Source organism: Nocardia otitidiscaviarum NBRC 14405 (assembly GCF_000308635.1).
GTDB classification, from domain to species: Bacteria; Actinomycetota; Actinomycetes; order Mycobacteriales; family Mycobacteriaceae; genus Nocardia; species Nocardia otitidiscaviarum.
This window is the reverse complement of the sequence record NZ_BAGD01000071.1, coordinates 32,875-51,449: the sequence shown is the minus strand read 5'-3', so window position 1 is coordinate 51,449 and position 18,575 is coordinate 32,875. Positions and strand designations below refer to the sequence as shown.

25 protein-coding genes and 1 pseudogene are annotated in these 18,575 nt (G+C 68.1%); 15 read left to right on the top strand and 11 right to left on the bottom strand.

Annotated elements, in window-relative coordinates; all coding sequences use genetic code 11:
- Nucleotides 1-143 precede the first annotated feature (143 nt).
- Together ON31_RS14365 and ON31_RS14360 are read left to right on the top strand one after the other, a co-directional pair.
- Entirely contained in the window at nucleotides 144-1,265 is a 1,122-nt protein-coding gene (locus ON31_RS14365) for a baeRF2 domain-containing protein (protein ID WP_039813980.1), read from the top strand.
- Between the two features lie 32 nt (nucleotides 1,266-1,297).
- Nucleotides 1,298-1,489, top strand: coding sequence for a hypothetical protein (locus ON31_RS14360; protein ID WP_029932329.1), 192 nt, complete (start codon nucleotides 1,298-1,300; stop codon nucleotides 1,487-1,489).
- A 440-nt stretch (nucleotides 1,490-1,929) separates the two neighbouring features.
- Here ON31_RS14360 and ON31_RS14355 read toward each other — a convergent pair whose 3' ends face one another.
- From ON31_RS14355 to ON31_RS14325, 7 genes are all read right to left on the bottom strand, one after another.
- The gene (locus tag ON31_RS14355) at nucleotides 1,930-2,664 is read right to left on the bottom strand and encodes an RNA polymerase sigma factor SigF (RefSeq protein WP_306306419.1); all 735 of its coding nucleotides are present in this window, start codon (nucleotides 2,662-2,664) and stop codon (nucleotides 1,930-1,932) included.
- Nucleotides 2,665-2,731: 67 nt separating this feature from the next.
- Nucleotides 2,732-3,163: an ATP-binding protein gene (locus ON31_RS14350; protein ID WP_051037248.1), complete on the bottom strand. Its 432-nt coding sequence runs from the start codon at nucleotides 3,161-3,163 to the stop codon at nucleotides 2,732-2,734.
- A gap of 264 nt (nucleotides 3,164-3,427) precedes the next feature.
- Entirely contained in the window at nucleotides 3,428-4,108 is a 681-nt protein-coding gene (locus ON31_RS14345) for a PAS and ANTAR domain-containing protein (protein WP_051037234.1), read from the bottom strand.
- 87 nt (nucleotides 4,109-4,195) lie between these two features.
- Complete coding sequence (locus tag ON31_RS14340) at nucleotides 4,196-4,516, bottom strand: STAS domain-containing protein (protein ID WP_051037233.1); 321 nt, start codon at nucleotides 4,514-4,516, stop codon at nucleotides 4,196-4,198.
- A gap of 642 nt (nucleotides 4,517-5,158) precedes the next feature.
- Nucleotides 5,159-5,416 carry a microaggregate-binding protein 1 gene (gene mbp1 / locus ON31_RS14335; RefSeq protein WP_039814065.1) on the bottom strand — a complete coding sequence of 86 codons (258 nt, stop codon included), beginning with the start codon at nucleotides 5,414-5,416 and terminating at the stop codon, nucleotides 5,159-5,161.
- Nucleotides 5,417-5,503: 87 nt separating this feature from the next.
- Entirely contained in the window at nucleotides 5,504-6,010 is a 507-nt protein-coding gene (locus ON31_RS14330; protein ID WP_051037247.1) for a DUF6328 family protein, read from the bottom strand.
- A gap of 11 nt (nucleotides 6,011-6,021) precedes the next feature.
- Nucleotides 6,022-6,477 carry a ChaB family protein gene (locus ON31_RS14325; RefSeq protein ID WP_039813977.1) on the bottom strand — a complete coding sequence of 152 codons (456 nt, stop codon included), beginning with the start codon at nucleotides 6,475-6,477 and terminating at the stop codon, nucleotides 6,022-6,024.
- A 100-nt stretch (nucleotides 6,478-6,577) separates the two neighbouring features.
- Here ON31_RS14325 and ON31_RS14320 point away from each other — a divergent pair.
- The 8 genes and pseudogenes from ON31_RS14320 to ON31_RS14285 all read left to right on the top strand — a co-directional run bounded on the left by ON31_RS14320 (nucleotide 6,578) and on the right by ON31_RS14285 (nucleotide 12,308).
- Nucleotides 6,578-8,090 (top strand): annotated as a pseudogene (locus ON31_RS14320) (FAD-dependent oxidoreductase).
- A gap of 28 nt (nucleotides 8,091-8,118) precedes the next feature.
- Nucleotides 8,119-8,955 carry a BON domain-containing protein gene (locus tag ON31_RS14315; RefSeq protein ID WP_039813976.1) on the top strand — a complete coding sequence of 279 codons (837 nt, stop codon included), beginning with the start codon at nucleotides 8,119-8,121 and terminating at the stop codon, nucleotides 8,953-8,955.
- 41 nt (nucleotides 8,956-8,996) lie between these two features.
- Nucleotides 8,997-9,716, top strand: coding sequence for a metallophosphoesterase family protein (locus ON31_RS14310; RefSeq protein ID WP_039813975.1), 720 nt, complete (start codon nucleotides 8,997-8,999; stop codon nucleotides 9,714-9,716).
- 42 nt (nucleotides 9,717-9,758) lie between these two features.
- Entirely contained in the window at nucleotides 9,759-10,685 is a 927-nt protein-coding gene (locus ON31_RS14305; protein ID WP_172544867.1) for a glycosyltransferase, read from the top strand.
- Nucleotides 10,686-10,769: 84 nt separating this feature from the next.
- Nucleotides 10,770-11,135, top strand: coding sequence for a hypothetical protein (locus ON31_RS14300; RefSeq protein ID WP_306306418.1), 366 nt, complete (start codon nucleotides 10,770-10,772; stop codon nucleotides 11,133-11,135).
- 189 nt (nucleotides 11,136-11,324) lie between these two features.
- Complete coding sequence (locus ON31_RS14295; protein WP_051037232.1) at nucleotides 11,325-11,651, top strand: hypothetical protein; 327 nt, start codon at nucleotides 11,325-11,327, stop codon at nucleotides 11,649-11,651.
- Nucleotides 11,651-11,848: a hypothetical protein gene (locus tag ON31_RS14290; protein WP_051037231.1), complete on the top strand. Its 198-nt coding sequence runs from the start codon at nucleotides 11,651-11,653 to the stop codon at nucleotides 11,846-11,848. The genes ON31_RS14295 and ON31_RS14290 overlap by 1 nt, the downstream gene beginning before the upstream one ends.
- 154 nt (nucleotides 11,849-12,002) lie before the next feature.
- A complete protein-coding gene (locus ON31_RS14285) occupies nucleotides 12,003-12,308 on the top strand; it encodes a hypothetical protein (RefSeq protein ID WP_085996423.1) in 306 nt (101 codons plus the stop codon).
- Between the two features lie 216 nt (nucleotides 12,309-12,524).
- Here the strand turns inward: ON31_RS14285 and ON31_RS14280 are convergent, their stop codons facing one another.
- Both ON31_RS14280 and ON31_RS14275 read right to left on the bottom strand, forming a co-directional pair.
- Nucleotides 12,525-13,409, bottom strand: coding sequence for a Sco1979 family transcriptional regulator (locus tag ON31_RS14280; protein WP_039813971.1), 885 nt, complete (start codon nucleotides 13,407-13,409; stop codon nucleotides 12,525-12,527).
- Nucleotides 13,410-13,496: 87 nt separating this feature from the next.
- The gene (locus ON31_RS14275) at nucleotides 13,497-13,727 is read right to left on the bottom strand and encodes a DUF397 domain-containing protein (RefSeq protein ID WP_029932310.1); all 231 of its coding nucleotides are present in this window, start codon (nucleotides 13,725-13,727) and stop codon (nucleotides 13,497-13,499) included.
- 316 nt (nucleotides 13,728-14,043) lie between these two features.
- Between ON31_RS14275 and ON31_RS14270 the strand changes: the two genes are divergently transcribed.
- From ON31_RS14270 to ON31_RS14260, 3 genes are all read left to right on the top strand, one after another.
- A complete protein-coding gene (locus ON31_RS14270) occupies nucleotides 14,044-14,865 on the top strand; it encodes an SAM-dependent methyltransferase (protein ID WP_255222100.1) in 822 nt (273 codons plus the stop codon).
- A 185-nt stretch (nucleotides 14,866-15,050) separates the two neighbouring features.
- Entirely contained in the window at nucleotides 15,051-15,263 is a 213-nt protein-coding gene (locus ON31_RS14265) for a hypothetical protein (protein WP_039813970.1), read from the top strand.
- Between the two features lie 99 nt (nucleotides 15,264-15,362).
- Nucleotides 15,363-15,656, top strand: coding sequence for a hypothetical protein (locus ON31_RS14260; protein WP_029932308.1), 294 nt, complete (start codon nucleotides 15,363-15,365; stop codon nucleotides 15,654-15,656).
- A gap of 73 nt (nucleotides 15,657-15,729) precedes the next feature.
- Here ON31_RS14260 and ON31_RS14255 read toward each other — a convergent pair whose 3' ends face one another.
- Together ON31_RS14255 and ON31_RS14250 are read right to left on the bottom strand one after the other, a co-directional pair.
- Nucleotides 15,730-16,515: a GntR family transcriptional regulator gene (locus ON31_RS14255; protein ID WP_039814049.1), complete on the bottom strand. Its 786-nt coding sequence runs from the start codon at nucleotides 16,513-16,515 to the stop codon at nucleotides 15,730-15,732.
- Nucleotides 16,516-16,673: 158 nt separating this feature from the next.
- Nucleotides 16,674-17,015, bottom strand: a complete 342-nt coding sequence (locus ON31_RS14250) for a winged helix-turn-helix transcriptional regulator (protein ID WP_039813964.1) — start codon at nucleotides 17,013-17,015, stop codon at nucleotides 16,674-16,676.
- 81 nt (nucleotides 17,016-17,096) lie between these two features.
- Here ON31_RS14250 and ON31_RS14245 point away from each other — a divergent pair, with 81 nt between their 5' ends.
- Together ON31_RS14245 and ON31_RS14240 are read left to right on the top strand one after the other, a co-directional pair.
- Nucleotides 17,097-17,828, top strand: coding sequence for an SDR family oxidoreductase (locus tag ON31_RS14245; protein WP_081592452.1), 732 nt, complete (start codon nucleotides 17,097-17,099; stop codon nucleotides 17,826-17,828).
- Between the two features lie 367 nt (nucleotides 17,829-18,195).
- Complete coding sequence (locus tag ON31_RS14240) at nucleotides 18,196-18,501, top strand: hypothetical protein (RefSeq protein WP_039813962.1); 306 nt, start codon at nucleotides 18,196-18,198, stop codon at nucleotides 18,499-18,501.
- Nucleotides 18,502-18,575 lie beyond the last annotated feature (74 nt).

Below are 18,575 nucleotides of genomic sequence, written 5' to 3'. Positions count from 1 at the left end.
CGGGTGCGACACGGCGGAGCGGACCCCTCGAAGCCACATCGAGACCAGGCCGCAGCCGGCCCGCAATGCGGCTCACCGGGCGTTCCGCCGGTGGATGATCCGGTCGCGCGATTGCCCGGGGGATGCGCGGGTAACTCCCCGATATGGTCAGGACAAGTCTCCGGGAACTGGTCGACCGCACCGGTCCGTTCGCCTCGGTGTACTTCGACAGCAGCCATGACAGCGAGGCGGCGGCCCGGGAGTTGACGGCGCGCTGTCGGTCGATGCGCGAAAGGCTCGACCGCGCAGGCGCTTCCGCCACCACCCTGGCCGCCCTGGACATCGCCTTCGCGGCCGGACCGCGCAGCGTCGGACGCTGCGGTCGCGCCCTCGTCGCCGACGCCGCCACCGTGCTCGTGGACGAACAGCTGCCCGCACCGCCGGCGGCGCAGATCGTGCGGGTGTCCCCGCTGCCCTACTTGCTGCCACTGCTCGAACAGCGCGCGCCCCAGGTACCGCACGTACTGGTCACGATGGATCGGGTGGGCGCGTACATCCGCGGGGTGAACGGGCACGGCGACGTCACCCACACCAGTTACGGCACCGGCCGCCCGCTTCGTACGCGGCACAGAAGCCCCGGTCATCGGGTCGGGCCACGGCGAGCCGCGGACGCCGCGGGCCGGGACGCCGCCGAGGTGGCTCGCCAGGTGGTCGAGATGGCCGACCGCTCCGGCGCGGTGACCATCGTGCTCACCGGCGAGTGCGCCGCGCGCACGGCCCTGCGCGCCGCCATCGAGGCGCGCTCCCGTCTCACGGGCCGCACACCTGTCGCGGCGGCACGCACCCACTCGCGCCGAATCGTCGAGCTCGACGCCGCCGGTCGGACACCCGCAGGCACGGATACGGAGTGCGGCACCGCCGTCGACGAGGTACTCGCCGATTCCGCCGACCGCTGGCGGCGCGAGGTCCTGGCCCGCTACGCGACAGCCGCCGACCGGGCCGACGGTGCGGCGACCGGCGGCCTGCCCGAGACCACCGCCGCGCTGCGCGACACCGCTGTGGCGCAGCTGTTCGTGGACAGCGCGGCCCTCGACGACCGGGAGGTGCTCACCGGCGCCGCACCGACCGAGGTGGCCACCGACGCCGCCGACCTGCGCGATGTCGCGCGAGCGCGCCGCGCCGACGAGGCCGTGCCGGTGGCGGCCATCGCGGGCGACAGCGACATCGTGCCGGTATCCGGTGAGCTGTCGCTCCCGGATGGCGTCGGCGCACTCTTGCGCCGCTGATAGCACGACACTCGAATCCCGAGGAGGTTCGGATGCAGAGAGGCAACACCAAGCACGGGGCCGCTCGCGACGACCAGCTCGCGCACGAGCTGGAGGACACGCTGCGCGGCAACCGTGCCGAGGACACCCGCGATCCGGAACTGCCCGCCGAGGACGATCCGCGACTGCGCGGCCGCCCGGAACGCGGCGAGCAGCAAGGCGAGCAGAGGGAGACACCGTCATGACCGAACCGATTCCCCCGCGGCCGGAACCCGTTCCGCCCCAACCGACTCCGGACCCGGTACCGCCGACGCCCGAACCCCGGCCGTTGCCCGAACCGGAACCGCTGCCCTACCCCCCGCGACCGGAACCGACGCCCCCGCTGCCGGAGCCCGAGCCGCCCGCACCACCGTATCCGGGCAAACCGGAGCCGAAACCGCCGTATCCCGGGAAACCGGAGCCGAAACCGCCCTATCCGGGGACGCCCGATCCGAACCCTTCGGATCCCACCCGGCCGGTGGGGCCACCCGACCTCGGCTGACACCACGGCATCGGCTGACGCTGACACCACGGCATCGGCCGACATCGCGCTATCGGCTGACATCGTGCGAGGTCGGTCGCGTGCGTCCGGGCGCGGCCGACCTCGGTCCCGCGGAGGCGGTGGCCCGTGATCTCGTGGCCCGTGTCAGTCCCGCAACGCCTGCTCGCGCAGCGAGGTCAACGTCTTGGCGAGTATGCGTGAGACATGCATCTGGGAGATTCCCAGCCGTTCGGCGATCTGGGCCTGCGTCTTGGCCTCGAAGAAGCGCATGATGAGCACGCGTTGTTCGCGATCGGGCAGTTCGGCGATGAGCGGCCGCACCGCCAGGTACTCGTCCACCCGGTCGTAGCGCGGTTCCACATCGCCGAGCACCTCCATGAGCGACAGCGGCGTGTTCTCGCTGTCGTCGCCGGTGACGGCGTCCAGGGAGGAGAGCTGGTACGCGTTGCCCGCGATGAGGGCCTGGGTGACCTCCACCAGATCGACACCGAGCTTGTCGGCGATCTCGCGGGCCTTGGGCATCCGCCCCAGCCGCTGTGCGAGTTCGTCGATGGTGCCGCCGATACTCAGCTGAATCTCCTTGGTGCGCCGCGGCACCCGCACCGCCCAGGTGTTGTCGCGGAAGTGGCGGCGCACCTCGCCCATGATGGTCGGCACCGCGAAGGACAGGAACGAGGAACCGCGCGTCACATCGAAGCGGTCCACCGCCTGCACCAGCCCCACCCGTGCCACCTGCAGCAGATCGTCGAAACTCTCACCGCGTCCGGAGAATCTGCGCGCGATATGGTCAGCCAGCGGCATGCATCGACCGATCAGCTTCTCGCGCACCACTTCTCGCTGCGGGTCGGCCGGATCGACGGCGGCCAACTCCTTGAACATCGGCTCGATATTGTCGTAGCTGTCGCCGCGGCTGCGCGATCTCGCGCCCGGCCGGCCGCGTCGAACCTCACCCGACATCCGCTTCCCCTCGCAGTCGGCTGAACTCCACGGTGGTCGGATAGCCACCCGTCTTGTCGTCGAACGTGCCGCGGTGTGCCTCAATGGTTTCGGTGAGGGTCTCCAGTACGTGCCAGCCGAATCCGCCCTCGTCGAAGGTGTCGGCGTCGACGGTGACGGCACACACCCGCACCCGCATGCGCTCCCGGTCGTAGTCGAAGTCACAGTCGATCGCGCTGCCCGGCACCGCCGCGATGATCAGCGAGGTCGCCACCTCGTCCAGGGCCACCCGGATATCGGTCACCTCGTCGAGCGCGAAATCCGCGATGAGGGCGACGGTCTCCGCCAGCGCCCGCAGCATGGTGAGCTGTCCGAGATCCGCCGGTACCCGGATGCCGATCGCCGTGGTGTCCGTCGCCGCCCGAGAAATCCATTCAGTCATGCGCCTCTCCGCCTGTCCGTCGCCGAGCCATCCCGCGGCAACCCGCTGCGCCCGGCCGTTACCCCATCCGTTCCGATCCATCATCGCCGAACACTCGCCGATTCGGCGGACGGCGATCGGCGTGCAACAGTCGCGAAGAGGCACCGGGGAGATGCGCGGCATATCGGGGCCGTCGACGTTGTCACGGGTCGGCCTTCCTTCCGAGGACGTGTCCGCTACAGCACGTACCCGGTCCGCATCGCCCGAAACCCGGGGATTCTCGAACTAGCCTTCCTCGACCCGCTCGTGCGCGGTCAGCAGCAGATGATCGAAGCCGGTACGCAATTCGACCGCCGCGCCGCCCATCTCGGTGACATCCGCGACGAGGCGCTGGGCCAGGGTCCGGAGCTTGGTGTTGGTCTCCTGTGAACGCCAGGTGAGCACCCGGAACGCCTGGTCGGCATTGATGCCGTAGACCAGCATGAGCGCCCCCTTGGCCTGCTCGATGACCGCGCGGGCCCGGTACAGTTCGGGCAGCGTGTCGTCGAGCGCCTCGCGCCGGTGTTCGGCAAGGGTGTCGGTCACATCGACGTAGTAGCCCGACGAGCCGACGACCGTGCCCTCGTCATCGACCATATGATCACCCACCACGATCACGTGGCGTACGGTGCCGTCCACGTCCACGACACGGTGGCGGCTGCAGAACGGTTCCCGGTTCTCGACGGCCCGGGCGATGGCGCTGGCGACCTGCGCTCGATCCTCCGGATGCTTGTGTCGTAGCAAGAGATCGGTGGTCGGTACCACGGTGTCGGGGGCGTAGCCGTACATGGCCGCCACCTCGTCCGACCACTCCCAACGCTGATCGGAGTACCAGAACCGGAACGACCCGACGCTCTGGGCCCGGCCGCTGCCCACGACCTGCTCCAGTGTCTGTTCGTCCTCGGACACCTCGCCACTGCGCGTCACTCCACGAGTATCCGTCGCAAGGATGTGAAACGCGAGCGGATCGGTGGGACCGAGCGCGTGTCGGTCCCACCCGGATCCACTGGGCGATCATGCCTCCAGCGCGGCCTGAATCGATGGGTAGACATGGAACAGCGGACGCACGCCGGTCACGTCGAGCACCCGCTCGACCTCCCGCCGCGCGGCCACCACGCGGAGATCGACGCCGCCGGCGACGGCGGCCTCCTTGGCCCCGGCCAGCTTCAGGGCACTGCCGATGCTCAGAAAGCGGGTCTGCCGGAAATCGACGATCACCGCCCGGGAACTGGATGTCACCGCCCGTTCCAGCGCTTCGGAGAATTCGGGGAAGATGGCGGCATCCAATTCACCTTCTACCCGCACGATCGTGCACTTGCGCTGATGGCTGTCCATCGAGAGCGACAGGTGGTCGGAACGGTCGCCGCGCGACCCGTTCGTCAGGGTGTCGGCATCGACACCGCGCTGGTGTATTGCTATGGCAGACATGTGACTAAACCTCCCATGTCAGGGGGATATTCCAGTTCTGCGCGGAGGCCCCTCGGCAATGAGGCCGGATGACATGCGAGGCGAGGGCGTACTACGCGCTCGACACTCGGTCCTCCGCGAACGGTCCCGTACACGAACCGGGTCGGCTGTAGTCTCAACCTGGAACCAGTCTTTCACGCGATATGGAATATGTCACTGCCTCACCGCGATCGGCGCGACGGCGCACCGTTTGCCCGCGACACCGAATTTCCGCACCTGATTTCGTCGGTGCAGGCCAGCCGTCCGCCACGAAGGTTTGCCACGCACGACGAATGGTCGGCCGAATTACGGGTATCGACGCGGTATGGAACTACTCGTGATCATCGGACTGGCGGTACTGGTAGGCGTGGTGCTGCTACGCCGCAAACTCACCGGGCAGCCCCCGTCCGACCCTGAAGTGCCCGGCAACGACGGTCGGTGACGGGACCGGCCCACCGACGACACGAAACGCCCGGCGAAATCTCGCCGGGCGAATCGTCGTCTATTCGTCAGTGTGAACTGCTACGGCAGTCAGCGGTCGCCTTGTCCCTGCTGATATGCCTGCTGACGCTTTTCCTCGACCTCGGCCTTGCCGCGTTCCTTCTCGGCTTCCGCTTCCTTGCGGGCCGCGTCACGCTGCGATTCGGCACGGTCCTGCTGTGCCCGGCCCTCGTCGCGCATGTCCTCGTTGCCGAAGACCGTACCCGCGGCTTCCTTGGCCTTGCCTTTGACATCTTCGACGGTGCCCTCGACACCTTCGCGGAATCCGCCCTTATCGTGCTCGGACAAGACATTCACCTCCAGAATGTCGGTATCAATCACTGACAGTCCGGCGGTACCCGGTACCACCGGTTCGAAACACGCACGCGTCGAAAGTTATTGTGGCTCAGGATATTCGGAGCGATCTTCGGACTCCGGCCCGTGCCCGCGCCGGTACCACGGGTAGATGCCCCAGACCAGCGTGAACAGCGCGGCGAAGCAGCATCCCGCGATCACCCCGGCCGTGTTGCCGAGCACCACGGCGAAGATCAGCACGGCGACGCCCGTCAGCGCCACCCCCAGCAGGACCACCCCGACCAGATCGAAGGTGTGCGCGGCCCGCACCACCTCGTCGAGTCGGCGGCGGCGAAACAGCAGCCGATGGGTGGAGACCGGGGCCACCAGGAAAACCGTCGCGACAATGGATGCCGTCACGGTCACCAGATACAGCCCGCGCATCGGATCGGATAATGCGTCGAACCGCGATTGGAACGGCAGTATCAACAGAAATCCGGTGAGCAGCTGCACCCCGGTCTGGACGATGCGCGCCTCCTGCACCAGACTGTTCCAATTCCGGTCCAGCCGTTGCGCCTCGGTTTCCCCCCGTGCTTCCCAATTCCACATCTGCTCGTCGTTCACCGCTGACTGCCGGACGCCTCCGGTGTTTTGCGGCCCCCCGCCCGGCGACGCGCCCGCTCGTTGTATCTGCGAATGGCGTCCACGAGTTGATCCTTGGTCATCTTCGAGCGACCGGAGATCTCCAGACGCGTGGCGATCTCCCGCAGATGCTGTTTGGACGCATTGGCGTCCACCCCCTCGGCGGTCTCCCCTCGGGGGTTCGGCCCGCCGTGTTCGGCCCGCTCATCCGACGGCCCGCGGCTCTGTTTGGCCTCCCAGTGATCGCCGACCTTCTCGTAGGAGTGCTTCAGCGCGGCATAGGCGACGCGGTGTGCGCGCTGCTCGCTGCCGTATTGCTCCAACGCCGAATCGTGCGCCTCGGCGAAGATCTCCTGGGCATGCTCGTCGGAGCGACGCAGCGTACCGGGCAGCTCCGAACTCTTGGGTTCTCCACGCTTATCGGTCTTGGGCATGGTCGCGGCCTCCTTTCGTACCGTCGCCATACCCCACGCCATCCCGGCCAATCACGCGCTCGCGCCGTTTGACGAGGTGGGTCACGGCAATCCGGACCGTATGACGTCGATTTGGTTGCACGATGCCCGGCCGCCGACCTTCCCACCGCTCGATCCCGGCCGCCGGATCGACACCGCGGTGGTCGGCGGCGGCATCACCGGGCTGGTGACGGCGCTGCTGCTGGCCGAGGAGGGGATCGAGGTGGCGGTCCTCGAGGCCGACCGGCTCGGTGGCGTGACCACCGGCCACACCACCGGGAAGATCAGCCTGCTGCAGGCCACCCGGGCCAGTCGCATTCGCACCGTCCACGACGATCGCGTGCTGCGCGCCTACCTGGACGCCAATCGCGAGGCCAAACAGTGGTTGCTGCGCTACTGCGCCGATCACGACATCCCGGTGCAGACCGCCCCGGCCTACACCTACGCCCAGACCGAGCGGGCGGTGCCGATCCTGCGCGCGGAACTGGAGGCCACCCGCAAGGCGGGTCTGCCCACCGAATTCGTCACCGACCTGGACGTTCCGTTCCCGCACTGCGGCGCGGTACGGCTGGACGGGCAGGCGCAGTTCGACGCGATGGACGCCATCGCCGCGCTCGCGCGCGATCTCGCAGCCCGGGGCGTGCCCGTCTTCGAGCACACCCGGGTGCGCGGGCTGCGCCGCGAGGGCGACCGCCAGACTCTGGACACCGAGCACGGCGACCTCAGCGCGCACACCGTCGTACTGGCCACCGGCACGCCGATTCTGGACCGCGGCGGCTTCTTCGCCCGGCTCGAGCCGCAGCGCTCCTACGCCGCCGCCTTCACCGTGCCGGGCGACTTCCCGACCGGCATGTACATCAGCGCGGACGCCCCCGTGCGCACCCTGCGCCCCATCCCCACCGATCGCGGCGACCTGCTGCTCGTCGGCGGCACCGGGCACGGGGTGGGCCGCACCGAGCGGGCGCGCGCCCACGCCGACGACGTGGTGCGCTGGACCCAGCGCCATTTCCCCGGCGCCGAGCCGGTCTTCCGGTGGTCGGCCCAGGACTACCATCCGATCGCCGAACTGCCCTATGTCGGACCGCTGCTGCCCTGGAACGACCGGGTGCTGGTGGCCACCGGATTCGCCAAGTGGGGCCTGACCAACGGCGTCGCGGCCGCCCGCGCGCTGGTGGGCCGCCTGACCGGCAAGCCGCCGCACTTGGGCGGACACCTTCGCCAGTTGGCAGCCGCGCGAGCTCGCGGGTGCGCTGACCGCCATGAAGGCCAATGGCGCTGTCGCACTCCAGCTTTCCTCCGGCTGGCTGGGTTTCGGCATCCGCGACGCGCTGCGCCGCGACGGGCCGCCCGCCGACGGCGAGGGCCGGGTGGAGCGCAGCGGGCTCGCGCCCGTCGGGGTGTGCACCGCCTTCGGCGCCACCCACCGGGTGTCCGCGGTCTGCCCGCATCTGGGCGGCATTCTCACCTGGAACGATGCCGAGATGTCCTGGGACTGCCCGCTGCACGGGTCGCGCTTCCGGCACGACGGCGCGCTGCTGGAGGGCCCCGCCACCCGCTCGCTGCGCGCCGCCGACGAGCCCCGCGACCATGATTGACCGCGCGCCTGCCGGGTAGGTCCCGAATATGGTCGTCGCCCTGCACCGCCTGCTCGACACGCTCACGCGTGTGGTGAACACCCTGTTGGAGGACGGGGTGCCGTTCGCCGTCGCGGGCGGCTGCGCGGTGTACGCGCGCGGCGGACCGGCCACCGACCACGATGTCGACATCTTCGTCAAGCCCGCCGACGCCGAACGCGCCCGCACCACCCTCACCAATGCCGGGCTGCGGCCGGTCGATCCGGCCGAGGACTGGCTCACCAAGGTCTACGACGGCGACACCCTGGTCGACATCATCTACCGGCCCAACTACCGCACCGTCACCGACGAGATGCTCGCCCGCGCGGCCTGGATGCGGGTCGGCCCCACCGCCGCGCCCGTGGTCAGCGGCACCGACCTGATGGTCGACAAGCTCATGGTGCTCGATCCGCACCGCTTGGACTTCACCCGGCTGCTGGTCATCGCCCGCGATCTGCGCGAGCAGGTGGACTGGGGCCGGGTGCGCACGGAGACGGGCATGTCGCCGTACGCGCGAGCCTTCCTGGGTCTGCTCGACGACCTGGGTATCAGCCACGATCGAAAGGGCGAGTCCATGAACGGCGATCCCGCGGGCGAGGACCTGCTGCCGCAGTATCTCGTGGCGAATCTGCGCCGCGCCTTCGCCGAGGATCCGCGCACCGCGGAACTCGGTGTGCAGGTGACCATTCGCGGCACCGTGGTGGTGCTCAGCGGTGAGGTGGCCAGCGCCGAACGTCGCCGCGAACTGGAGACGGTGGTGCGCGAGCACGCACCGAAACTGCGGGTGCACAACGATGTCCGGATATCGGACCCGGTGGTGCCCGCCGAACCCGAGGAGCTGACCTGAGTACCGCGACACCGGACGTCCCCGTCGCACAGCGCCCGCACCTGCGCATCGCGGCCGTCGGCGACGTGCACCTGGGCGCCGACGCCGCGGGCTCGCTCACCCCCGCGCTGCGCGAACTGCCCGCCCGCGCCGACGTCCTGCTGCTGGCCGGTGACCTCACCCGGCACGGCACTGTGGACGAGGCCCGCGTGGTGGCGGCGGAATTCGGCGACGTGGGCGTTCCGGTGGTCGCCGTGCTGGGCAACCACGACCACCACAGCGATGCCCAGGACGAGATCGCCACGCTGCTCGACGATCACGGCATCACCGTGCTGGAGGGCAGCGCCGCCACCGTCACCGTCAGGGAGCACACCATCGGGGTCGCCGGAACCAAGGGCTTCGGCGGTGGGTTCGCGGGCAAGTGCGCGAGCGTCTTCGGTGAGCGGCAGATGCGCGAATTCGCCTCGCACACCGTGGAGCTCGCACAGTCCCTGCGCACCGCGCTGGCCGGGCTGCGCACCGATGTCACCGTCGCGCTCACCCACTACTCCCCCGTCAGCGACACCCTGCACGGCGAACCGCGCGAGATATACCCCTTCCTGGGCTCCTATCTGCTCGGTGAGGCCATCGACGACTGCGGTGCGGACCTGGCCGTGCACGGGCATGCGCACGCGGGCTACGAGCGCGGTACCACGCCGGGCGGCATCCGGGTGCGCAATGTGGCCGCGCCGGTGATACGCACGGCCTTCGCGGTATACGACCTGCGTCCGGCATGCGACTGATCGAACGCGTTTCGCACCGACCGAGCAGGGCATCCGACCGGTATGAGGGACGCCTCGACCGAACCCCAGGCCCTGACCGTGCTGCTGTGGAATGCGCACGAGCCCTGGACGAGAGCCTTCGTCCAAGGGGGCCACCGCTACCGCGTGATCAACTCTCCGACCGACGATCTCGGCGATGTCGAGCCGGATATCGTTGTGCTGCAACGCCCTCGGGAGATCGAACTCGCCGAGGAGTTGCTGGGCCGCCGACCGGGACGCGATCTGCCCGCTCTGTACGTGGAGCACGAGACCCCGCGCGCGCACGCGGCGCTGTCCCGCCATCCCCTGGCCGATCGCACCGATGTACCGCTCGTGCACGTCACCGATTTCAATCGGCTGATGTGGGACAACGGCCGCTGCCCGACCCATGTGGTGCCGTACGGCGTGATCGATCCCGGCTACCGCTACGTCGGGACGCTCCCCCGGGCCGCCGCCATCGTCAACGACCCGGTGCGGCGCTGGCGGATCGCGGGAGCGGATCTGCTGGCCGGACTCGGCGACGCCGCGCCCATCGACGTGTTCGGCACCGGCACCGAGCGGCTGCACCACCTGCTCGGCCGCGCCGAGGACACCGTCACCGGCCGTGGTGACCTGGAACAGTCCGAGCTGCACGACGAGCTGGCGCTGCGGCGGGTGTTCGCGCACACCCCGCGGTGGACCTCGCTCGGAATGTCGGTCATCGAGGCCATGTACCTGGGCATGCCGATCGTCGCCGTCGGCACCACCGAGGCGTCGGCCGGGGTACCCGCCGAGGCCGGAGTGGTGTCCACCGACCCCGACATTCTCGCCGAGGCGGTGCGGCAGTTCGTGCACGAGCCGCTGTTCGCCGAACTCACCGGCAAGGCCGCCCGGCACTGGGCGCAGGCAAACTTCGCCCTGTCGGACTTCCTCCGGCGCTGGGACCGGCTGCTGCGGGAACAGACGTCGTGATCGTCACTCCCGGCGATTGGCCGGGGCCGCCCCGGGTATCCGCGCGGTATCACCCCCGTCCGACAGCACAGGAGGCCAGACATCATGCCTGCCGGAAACGAGTCGCCCGACATCCACGGTCAGCCGTCCGGCCCCGTCGCGGGCTCCGGCGTTCCGGAGCAGCGGGGCCGGGGCGACTACGACCCCGATATCACCCGTACCACCCGACACCACGCCGGTGAATCGGTCCAGAACTCGCGCAACTGGCCGGGTCTGATCCTCATCGCGATCGGCCTCGTCGCCATTGCGGGAACACTGACCGCCGCGGCGTACGGCTTCCCCGGCTGGGCCGTCGCCGCCGGTGTGATCGCGGTGCTGTGCCTGGGCTTCGGCATCGGCGCGGTGACCGCCGAACACCGTCGGGTCAAGTCGCGCGAAGGGCTGCGCCTGTCCGACCAGCAGGGGCATTGACAGCAGCGAGCGCCGGACACCAGAAAGCACCGGGCGGCAGAAAGCACCGGGCAGCAGAGAGCACCGACAGGAGATGCCATAGAGACGCCTTCCGCCGCCGGAGTCCGGCGGCACGGCGGCCGCGCCGCGGCGCTGCTCGCCGGGGCGGCGCTGCTGCTGACGGCCTGCTCCGATTCCACCGAGACCACCGTGCCCGGCAACTCCGCGCCCGCGCGCAGCCTGGTGATCAGCTCACCGGGCGTGCTCGCGGTCTCCGACGCGGCCGCCGACCAGCTGTGCGACATGATGCGCGGCGATATCCCCGGCTGGCGCGACCAGAGCCCGGATCTGGGCAAGGTGGCGTTCAACGGGACGGTGCACAACTGGGCACTGCGAAACAGCGGCGTGAACGCCGCCGTCGTCGACAATCGCGGCGTCGTCGACCAGATCACCACCGCGCGCTGTCCGGACGTCCGAGCGGACGCGCTGCGGGTCCTCCAGATCGAGAGCTTGGCCGAAGGATTGGCGGGATTCTGATGTACACACAGGACGGTGAAAAGCAGCGGGTGACCGTCCGCAAATTCCTGGAACAAGAACAGAGTTCCACCACCGAACCGAGCGCCGACACCGTCGATGCGGCCACAGTCAGCATCAAGCTCATGTGTCAGGCCCAGGCCAATCCCGAAACACCCATCAAAGAGGCGGATCTCACCGGGATTTTCGTCCCGAAGTAACTCCGATGATGATCTCTCGCAAACCTTTGGCATACTGAAATCCCTGCTCCCCCTGCATATTCGAGGTTGCAGATGTACTTGCATCTGTGCGGAGCAGGGTCATAGACTCATGCCTGTAAGGCAAACAGGGGACTACCAGACAGCCGTGCGGTGAATGGTCGGCGATTCTTCGCCGACGATTAGCCGGCGGCCTGGCGTCAGGGGCGTTCGCATGAATCAGCCAATCAACCTCAGCCGACTCGGGTTCGCCGACGATAGTCGGCACGAACAGCACTATTCCCGCGAGACGGCAACGGCATTCGTGATCGATAAGGTCGAATCCACCGGAGCGGCCACTCGGTACGATTTCGATATCGAGCGAATCGTCACCACCGCACACGCGATGGTGAACGATTGGGATCTACATCTGATGCAGCCGGAAGCGTTCTGGCGCATCGCCTCGAGCTTCATCCGGCAGTAGATCCCGGCTCATACGCCGCAGGGTTCGACCCGCTCCGGGTCAGGCCCGAACACGCCGGAGGGGCCGCCACCTGGGTGGCGACCCCTCCGGCGTGAGCCTTGTTTGCCGCGTGAGCCTTGTTGCCAGCCCTGTCCGTGATGTCGGGACCAGCGCACGCGCGAACTCCGGGGCCGCCGCTCGGCCCCGGAGTTCCGCTGTCTCACATGCTTTCCGCGCTCACAGCCGCTCAGCGATTTCCAGCAGCTTCGCCCGCGACCGTTCCGGCGCCTCGGCCTGCACGCTCAGCTGGTCCATGACCTGCCGGTACAGCTCCAGATCCTGACGACGGTCCAGGTAGAGGGCGCTGGTCAACTGCTCCAGATAGACGATGTCCGGGAGTTCGGGCTCGGCGAAGCGCAGCATGGTGAACGAGCTGCCCGCCGCGGCGTGGCCGCCGGCGGTGTAGGGCAGCACCTGAATGGTGATATTGGGCAGCTTCGACATCTCCACCAGATGCTCGATCTGCTCGGCCAGCACCTTCTCACCACCCACGGGACGATGCAGCACCGCCTCGTCCAGCACCGCCCAGAAGCTCGGTGCGCCCGGTGCGGTCAGCAGCTCCTGCCGACGACGACGCAGCGAGACCCGACGCTCGGCATCGGCGTCGTGCCCGAGCGCCACCACCGAGCGGGCGTAGTCCGGGGTCTGCAACAACCCCGGCACCAGCTGGCCCTCGTAGGTACGAATGCTCTTGGCCGCGTGCTCGAGTCCGAGATAGGTCTCGAACCAGGGCGGCAGCAGATCTCCGAAGCGGTGCCACCAGCCGGTCTGGTTCGCCTTGCGGACCAGATCCAGGAACGCCTCGCGTTCGCCGGGATCGTCGACGCCGTAGAGCGTCAACAGATCCCGGACGTCGCGTTCCTTGAATCCGGTCCGCCCGAGTTCCAGGCGGCTGATCTTCGCGTGCGAGCCGCGGATGTGTTCACCAGCGGCTTCGCGCGTGATGTTGTTCGCCTCGCGCAACTTGCGCAGCTGACCCCCGACGGCGATGCGCAGGGCAGTCGGGCCACGCTCGGCGACAGTGGAATCCACCCGACCGTGTACAGCCGATTCTGCGATCATTGGGTCTCACTCCGATGCTCGGGTTATGCCGGCAGTGGACCACAACCCATCGTCGCGAACCACCGCGCCGATTGCCAATGCTACCTTTCAGCGCGCCAAATCGTCGAACTCTCCGCTCTTCGCGCCGCGCAGGAACGCATCGATCTCGGGGCGGGTGTACACCAGCACCGAGCCCAGCGGGTCACGCGAGTTCCGCATGGCCACCAGACCGTTGGACAGTTCCGCCACCTCCACGCAGTTTCCGCTCGGATTGCTGAAAGTGCTCTTGCGCCAGGCGAGTTCCGAGGGATCGATACGGGTTGCCGATGTGCGTGTCATTTCCGACTCCTTGCCAAGTACCGCCCGCAGACGGTGTGCCCAGTACTTGCAAACGTTCGATCAGATGTTCTTACAGTTGCAACCGCAACCAGAACGATAGCACGCAGATTGCTCGCTATCGATCCCCTTGCGCATACCTGATCCTTTGCAACACAACAGCTTTGATCTTGATGAAGCTCGCACATTGCGAAGTTGCAAACCGAAACAGGCATTAACGACTGGTCGGTACGTTTAATCCCCGAGGCGAATCCCCCGTCCAGCAAGTCCGGATTTGCCGAATCTTGTACTGTCACTGGGCAGATCAGCATCCGTTCGCATGCGCACTCTCGCCGAGGAGAACCTCATGTCCGACACCGATCCCGCGATCCGAACCGACATCCCCCACTCCGCACGGATCTGGAACTACTGGATGGGCGGCAAGGACAATTACGACATCGACCGGGTGGTCGGCGACGCCAGCCTCGAGATCGACCCGGATATCTCCGCCATGGCCGTGCAGTCCCGGCAGTTCCTCATCCGCGCCGTGCGCTTCCTCGCCGGGGAGGTGGGTCTGCGCCAGTTCCTCGATATCGGCACCGGCCTGCCCACCATGCAGAACACCCACGAGGTCGCGCAGGGCATCGCCCCCGAGGCCAAGGTGGTCTACGTCGACAACGACCCGCTGGTACTCGCGCACGCGCGGGCCCTACTGACCACCACCACCGAGGAGGGGGTCACCACCTATGTCGACGCCGATTTCCACGAACCGGAGAACATTCTGGTCTCCGCCCGCCAGGTACTGAATTTCAGCCAACCGGTCGGTGTCATGTTTATGGGGGTACTCGGCCACGCGCGCAGTTACGAGGATATGCGCCATATCGTCCGCACCGTGCTCGACGCCGTCCCCTCCGGCAGCTATCTGGTCTTCTGGGATGGCACCGTCGACAATCCGAACTACGTGAAGCTGTGCGAGGAGTACACCAAGTCCGGCGGAGTTCCCTACGAGCCCCGCACCCAGGAGCAACTGGCGGCCGTCTTCGAGGGCCTGGAGTTGGTCGAACCCGGCTTCGTTCCCATCACCCGGTGGCGGGTCGACCCGGCACAGGTGGGTTCGATCCAGGATGTCTCCGCATACGGGGGCGTGGCGCGTAAACCCTGACGCCACAACAACACCGAACCGGACGAAAGCCGCGCAACACCTAGGCTCGATCGTGCAGATGTACTTGCATCTGCACGATCCGCCACCTTAAACTCGTGATGACGAACAGGCCGGAATGTCCGGGCGGTACAGGAAGCGCCGAGCCAGCGTCGCCATCCGATATCTCAGCGGCCAGAGGCGTCCCCATGACTCAGATGCTTCAGCATTCCGGTACACCTCGCTCCATCGGGTCCGGAAAAGCTCATTTCACCGATATCAACGGTGACTGCTCGGTGGAGCCGCGCGCTCTCACCTATCGACAGGCACGGGCCGTACTGCGCGCCCATGACCAGCACTTCGCCTGCAGACAGTATCTGGCGGCGGTGGCCTTCCTCTCCGCGGACTGCGACGACGACTGACCCCAGCGCCGACGTCGTCGGCGGGATTCCCTTGCGTACCAGCGCATGCGGCGGGTACCCCCGATAGAGGGAACGAACGCCACTGGAACGAGCGCCGAGATGATAGTGACTGTCGCACAGGATTTGATCACCGCCGACCTGTACGCACAGGTCTTCAATCCCACGCCGGAGACGCCACCGGTAGCGGACAAGCTACTCAAGCTGGTCCGCTACTTCACCTGGTTCGTACTCCTGGCCGGCACCCTCGCGATTATCTACGCGGGCGGTAAGTTCGCCTGGGAGAAATGGCAGGGCGGGCCGCTCGAATCACCCAAGCGGGTGGCGGCCGCGCTCGTGGGCGGCATTGTCGCCACCAGCGCGGGCACCATCATGAACGCCGCCATCGGGCAGTAATCGCGAACGACTCACCGGATTTCCGACATTTCCGGCAGTCGGGAATTCTCGTCCCAGACAATGAGACCGAGCGTTATGCGGTGGCGGCGTGCCGCACCGGCCCTCCGGTCGCCGCGGCGGTGTCCACACCGACGAGTTCGACGAACTTCGCCACCACCTTCTGGTGGTACATCCCGAACAGGTCCTCGAACAACGCCAACTGCGCCTCGCTGGGGCCGCCGTCGGAATCCCACACCGCCACCAGCGCCCGCCAGACCAGCACGTGCAGATCCGGTGAGGCCGCGAAGTATGCCTGCACCGCCTCCGGTACCTCCAGGACCATATCGCCGATGGAGTTCAGTACGGCGCGCTGCATGGTGTGACCGAGGGCGGTCTGCAACCGGCGCAGCAGTGCGAGCTCGATGGTGAGCATCCGCCGGGGGTCCGGATCCTTGCTGCGCGCAATGGATTCCAGCTCGTCGATATCGGCCTTGAGCACCGCGGGATCGAGGCGACGCTCCCCCTCGGTGTAGTCGAGCAGGGTGTCGAGCACGATGGCCCGCTCCTCGTCGACAATGCTGCCGAACATCTCCAGGGCGACCTCCGGCATGGGCATGGACAGCCGGAACAGGCGGCGGTACACCTCCACCCCGCCCTCGGTGCGCACATCCCGAATCGTGAATCCCTTGCCGCGGTGCGCATCGACGAAACCGTAGGATTCCAGGCGTCCCAGAATCAGCTGTGCCGTCGCACGATTCATCTTGAACTCGTCCGCGACCTGTCGGACGGACGGCATCAGCTCGCCGGGGGCGTACTGCCCGAACGCGACGCGCCGCGCGAGCTCATCCGCGACGTCCGCGACGACCGTCCGCTCTCCCATCTTGGCACCTTCCATACCCGTATTACGTCCCAGACAGCTTAAGTGTTAACCGGGCAAACCGCACATGCGTGCGGAATCGCGGGATTTGCCGGGAATCGCCTCGTGGCGCGGCGGGCGCACGGCACGGCAGGCGGCACGCCGACGCGCCCGGAGTTCGCTCACGCGTCGTCGGCGAGCGCCCCCGACCACCGGCGCGACCACGCCCACAGCGGCTCCAGCGCGGTCGCGAGTTCCCTTCCGGCAGGGGTCAACTCGTAGCTCCTATCGGTTTGCTTGACCACCGCGCCCGCACTCTGCAACCGCTGCAATCGCACCGAGAGCATGCTCGACGAGCAGTTGCCCATCCGGCGGCGCAGCTCCAGAAATCCGAGCGGACCGGGCTCGAGTTCCCACAGCACCCGCAGCACCCACCGCTGCCCCACCAGATCCATCACCGCCAGCAGGGGCAGATCCGCGGCATCGGCGCGGCTGGCGGCGGGAGGTTCGCTTGCACTTCTCATTTAGAAGCAGGATAGTGGTTCTGAATCAGAAGCATTGGCGCGGGGGCCAGGACGAGCGGACGGAGTGGGCGCGTGCAGCGAATCGTGTTGATCACCGGGGCTTCCCGGGGCATAGGTGCCGAGACGGCTCGGGTGCTCGCGGCGCGCGGCGATCACGTCGTGATCAACTACCGGGAGAAGCGCCGACGGGCCGAGACGGTGGCGGCGGAGATCGCGGCCGCGGGCGGCAGCGCCTCGGTGGCCGGGGCGGACATCACCGATGCCGAGGCGGCGGCGCGGCTGATCACGGAGGTGGTCGCGGAGTGCGGGCGACTGGATGTACTGGTGCTCAATGCCTCCGGAGGACTGGAACACGGCGCGGCGGCCGACTACGCCATGGCCGTCAACCGCGACGCGCAACTGCGGCTGACACGACTGGCACTGCCGCACCTACGGCCCGGCGGCCGCATCGTCTTCGTCACCAGCCACCAGGCCCACTTCTCCGAAACCCGCCCGGTACCCGGCGGCTACGAGCCCATCGCCCGCAGCAAACTGGCCGGAGAGCGGGCACTGCGCGAGCTGTGCGATGATTTCGCCGGGCGGGGAATCGATTTCGTGGTGGTATCCGGCGACATGATCGACGGCACCATGATCGTGCGCCTGCTCGAACGCCGCGACCCGAACGCCGTCTCCGACCGCCGCGACCACGGCGCACTACCGACGGTGGCGGAGTTCGCCACCGCCGTCGCCGACGCCACCGCGGTCACCGCCCCGCCCGGACACACCGTCTACGTGGGCGGCGCCGACTTCCTGACCCCGGCGCAGACCACCTGACCCCGAGGGCGCGGACTTCCCGACTCCGGCGCAGACTTCCCAACCCCGGCGCGGACCTCCCAACCCGCGGACCTCCCAACCCCAGCGCAGACCTCCCAACCCCGGCGCGGACCTCCCAACCCAGCGCAGACCTCCCAACCCAGCGCAGACCTCCCGACGAGGACGCGGGCTCCCTGACCAGGAGGCAGACCTCCGCGCCGCGCCACCGACATCCCGACCCCTGACCGGACCCCCACGTCTTCGGCACGGATGTCCCGCCCGGGCGAGTGCACGTACCCGCACAGGTCCGAGTCGTGGGCGCTCGGCCAGGCAGACCGGCCGGTACCGAGTCGTGTGTATCGCGGCGGGGGGCGGGAACTCCCCTCATATGGTGAACGACGTCGAGAAGCGGTGGTCGGACCCGAAGATGTTCCGGCATGCGGCCTGGTACGTCGGCGGCGTGGTCGTGCTCACCGCCCTCGCGGTCGCCGTGCTCGAGCTGGCGACCGACCCCTCGCGGGCGGTGATCGTCTTCGTACCGGGAACGGTGCTGCTGGTGGGCGGCATCCTCGCCTTCGTGCTCGCGCTCCGGGCGTGGCGGCGGCGCGGGGCGTGGCCGATCTGGCAGGGGGCGGGCTGGTTCCTGTTCACGCTCATGGTCGTCTACCTGGCCATCGCGAGCGGCACCGGCTAGTCGAGACACCCGGCACGGCACAGTCGATACGCGCGGCAGCGCCCAGTCGACAACCGCGGCACGCCGCACCGCGA

What these genes read in the sequence shown, in the direction of transcription:
- ON31_RS14290 (WP_051037231.1), top strand. Translation starts at nt 11,651, where the DNA reads ATGTACACACAGGACGGTGAAAAGCAGCGGGTGACCGTCCGCAAATTC.
- ON31_RS14270 (WP_255222100.1), top strand. Translation starts at nt 14,044, where the DNA reads ATGCGCACTCTCGCCGAGGAGAACCTCATGTCCGACACCGATCCCGCG.
- ON31_RS14250 (WP_039813964.1), bottom strand. Translation starts at nt 17,015, where the DNA reads ATGAGAAGTGCAAGCGAACCTCCCGCCGCCAGCCGCGCCGATGCCGCG.
- ON31_RS14355 (WP_306306419.1), bottom strand. Translation starts at nt 2,664, where the DNA reads ATGTTCAAGGAGTTGGCCGCCGTCGATCCGGCCGACCCGCAGCGAGAA.
- ON31_RS14255 (WP_039814049.1), bottom strand. Translation starts at nt 16,515, where the DNA reads ATGGGAGAGCGGACGGTCGTCGCGGACGTCGCGGATGAGCTCGCGCGG.
- ON31_RS14305 (WP_172544867.1), top strand. Translation starts at nt 9,759, where the DNA reads ATGAGGGACGCCTCGACCGAACCCCAGGCCCTGACCGTGCTGCTGTGG.
- ON31_RS14240 (WP_039813962.1), top strand. Translation starts at nt 18,196, where the DNA reads ATGGTGAACGACGTCGAGAAGCGGTGGTCGGACCCGAAGATGTTCCGG.
- ON31_RS14275 (WP_029932310.1), bottom strand. Translation starts at nt 13,727, where the DNA reads ATGACACGCACATCGGCAACCCGTATCGATCCCTCGGAACTCGCCTGG.
- ON31_RS14340 (WP_051037233.1), bottom strand. Translation starts at nt 4,516, where the DNA reads ATGGACAGCCATCAGCGCAAGTGCACGATCGTGCGGGTAGAAGGTGAA.
- ON31_RS14360 (WP_029932329.1), top strand. Translation starts at nt 1,298, where the DNA reads ATGCAGAGAGGCAACACCAAGCACGGGGCCGCTCGCGACGACCAGCTC.
- ON31_RS14280 (WP_039813971.1), bottom strand. Translation starts at nt 13,409, where the DNA reads ATGATCGCAGAATCGGCTGTACACGGTCGGGTGGATTCCACTGTCGCC.
- ON31_RS14365 (WP_039813980.1), top strand. Translation starts at nt 144, where the DNA reads ATGGTCAGGACAAGTCTCCGGGAACTGGTCGACCGCACCGGTCCGTTC.
- ON31_RS14300 (WP_306306418.1), top strand. Translation starts at nt 10,770, where the DNA reads ATGCCTGCCGGAAACGAGTCGCCCGACATCCACGGTCAGCCGTCCGGC.
- ON31_RS14265 (WP_039813970.1), top strand. Translation starts at nt 15,051, where the DNA reads ATGACTCAGATGCTTCAGCATTCCGGTACACCTCGCTCCATCGGGTCC.
- ON31_RS14325 (WP_039813977.1), bottom strand. Translation starts at nt 6,477, where the DNA reads ATGCCCAAGACCGATAAGCGTGGAGAACCCAAGAGTTCGGAGCTGCCC.
- ON31_RS14285 (WP_085996423.1), top strand. Translation starts at nt 12,003, where the DNA reads ATGGTCGGCGATTCTTCGCCGACGATTAGCCGGCGGCCTGGCGTCAGG.
- ON31_RS14350 (WP_051037248.1), bottom strand. Translation starts at nt 3,163, where the DNA reads ATGACTGAATGGATTTCTCGGGCGGCGACGGACACCACGGCGATCGGC.
- ON31_RS14260 (WP_029932308.1), top strand. Translation starts at nt 15,363, where the DNA reads ATGATAGTGACTGTCGCACAGGATTTGATCACCGCCGACCTGTACGCA.
- ON31_RS14330 (WP_051037247.1), bottom strand. Translation starts at nt 6,010, where the DNA reads ATGTGGAATTGGGAAGCACGGGGGGAAACCGAGGCGCAACGGCTGGAC.
- ON31_RS14315 (WP_039813976.1), top strand. Translation starts at nt 8,119, where the DNA reads ATGGTCGTCGCCCTGCACCGCCTGCTCGACACGCTCACGCGTGTGGTG.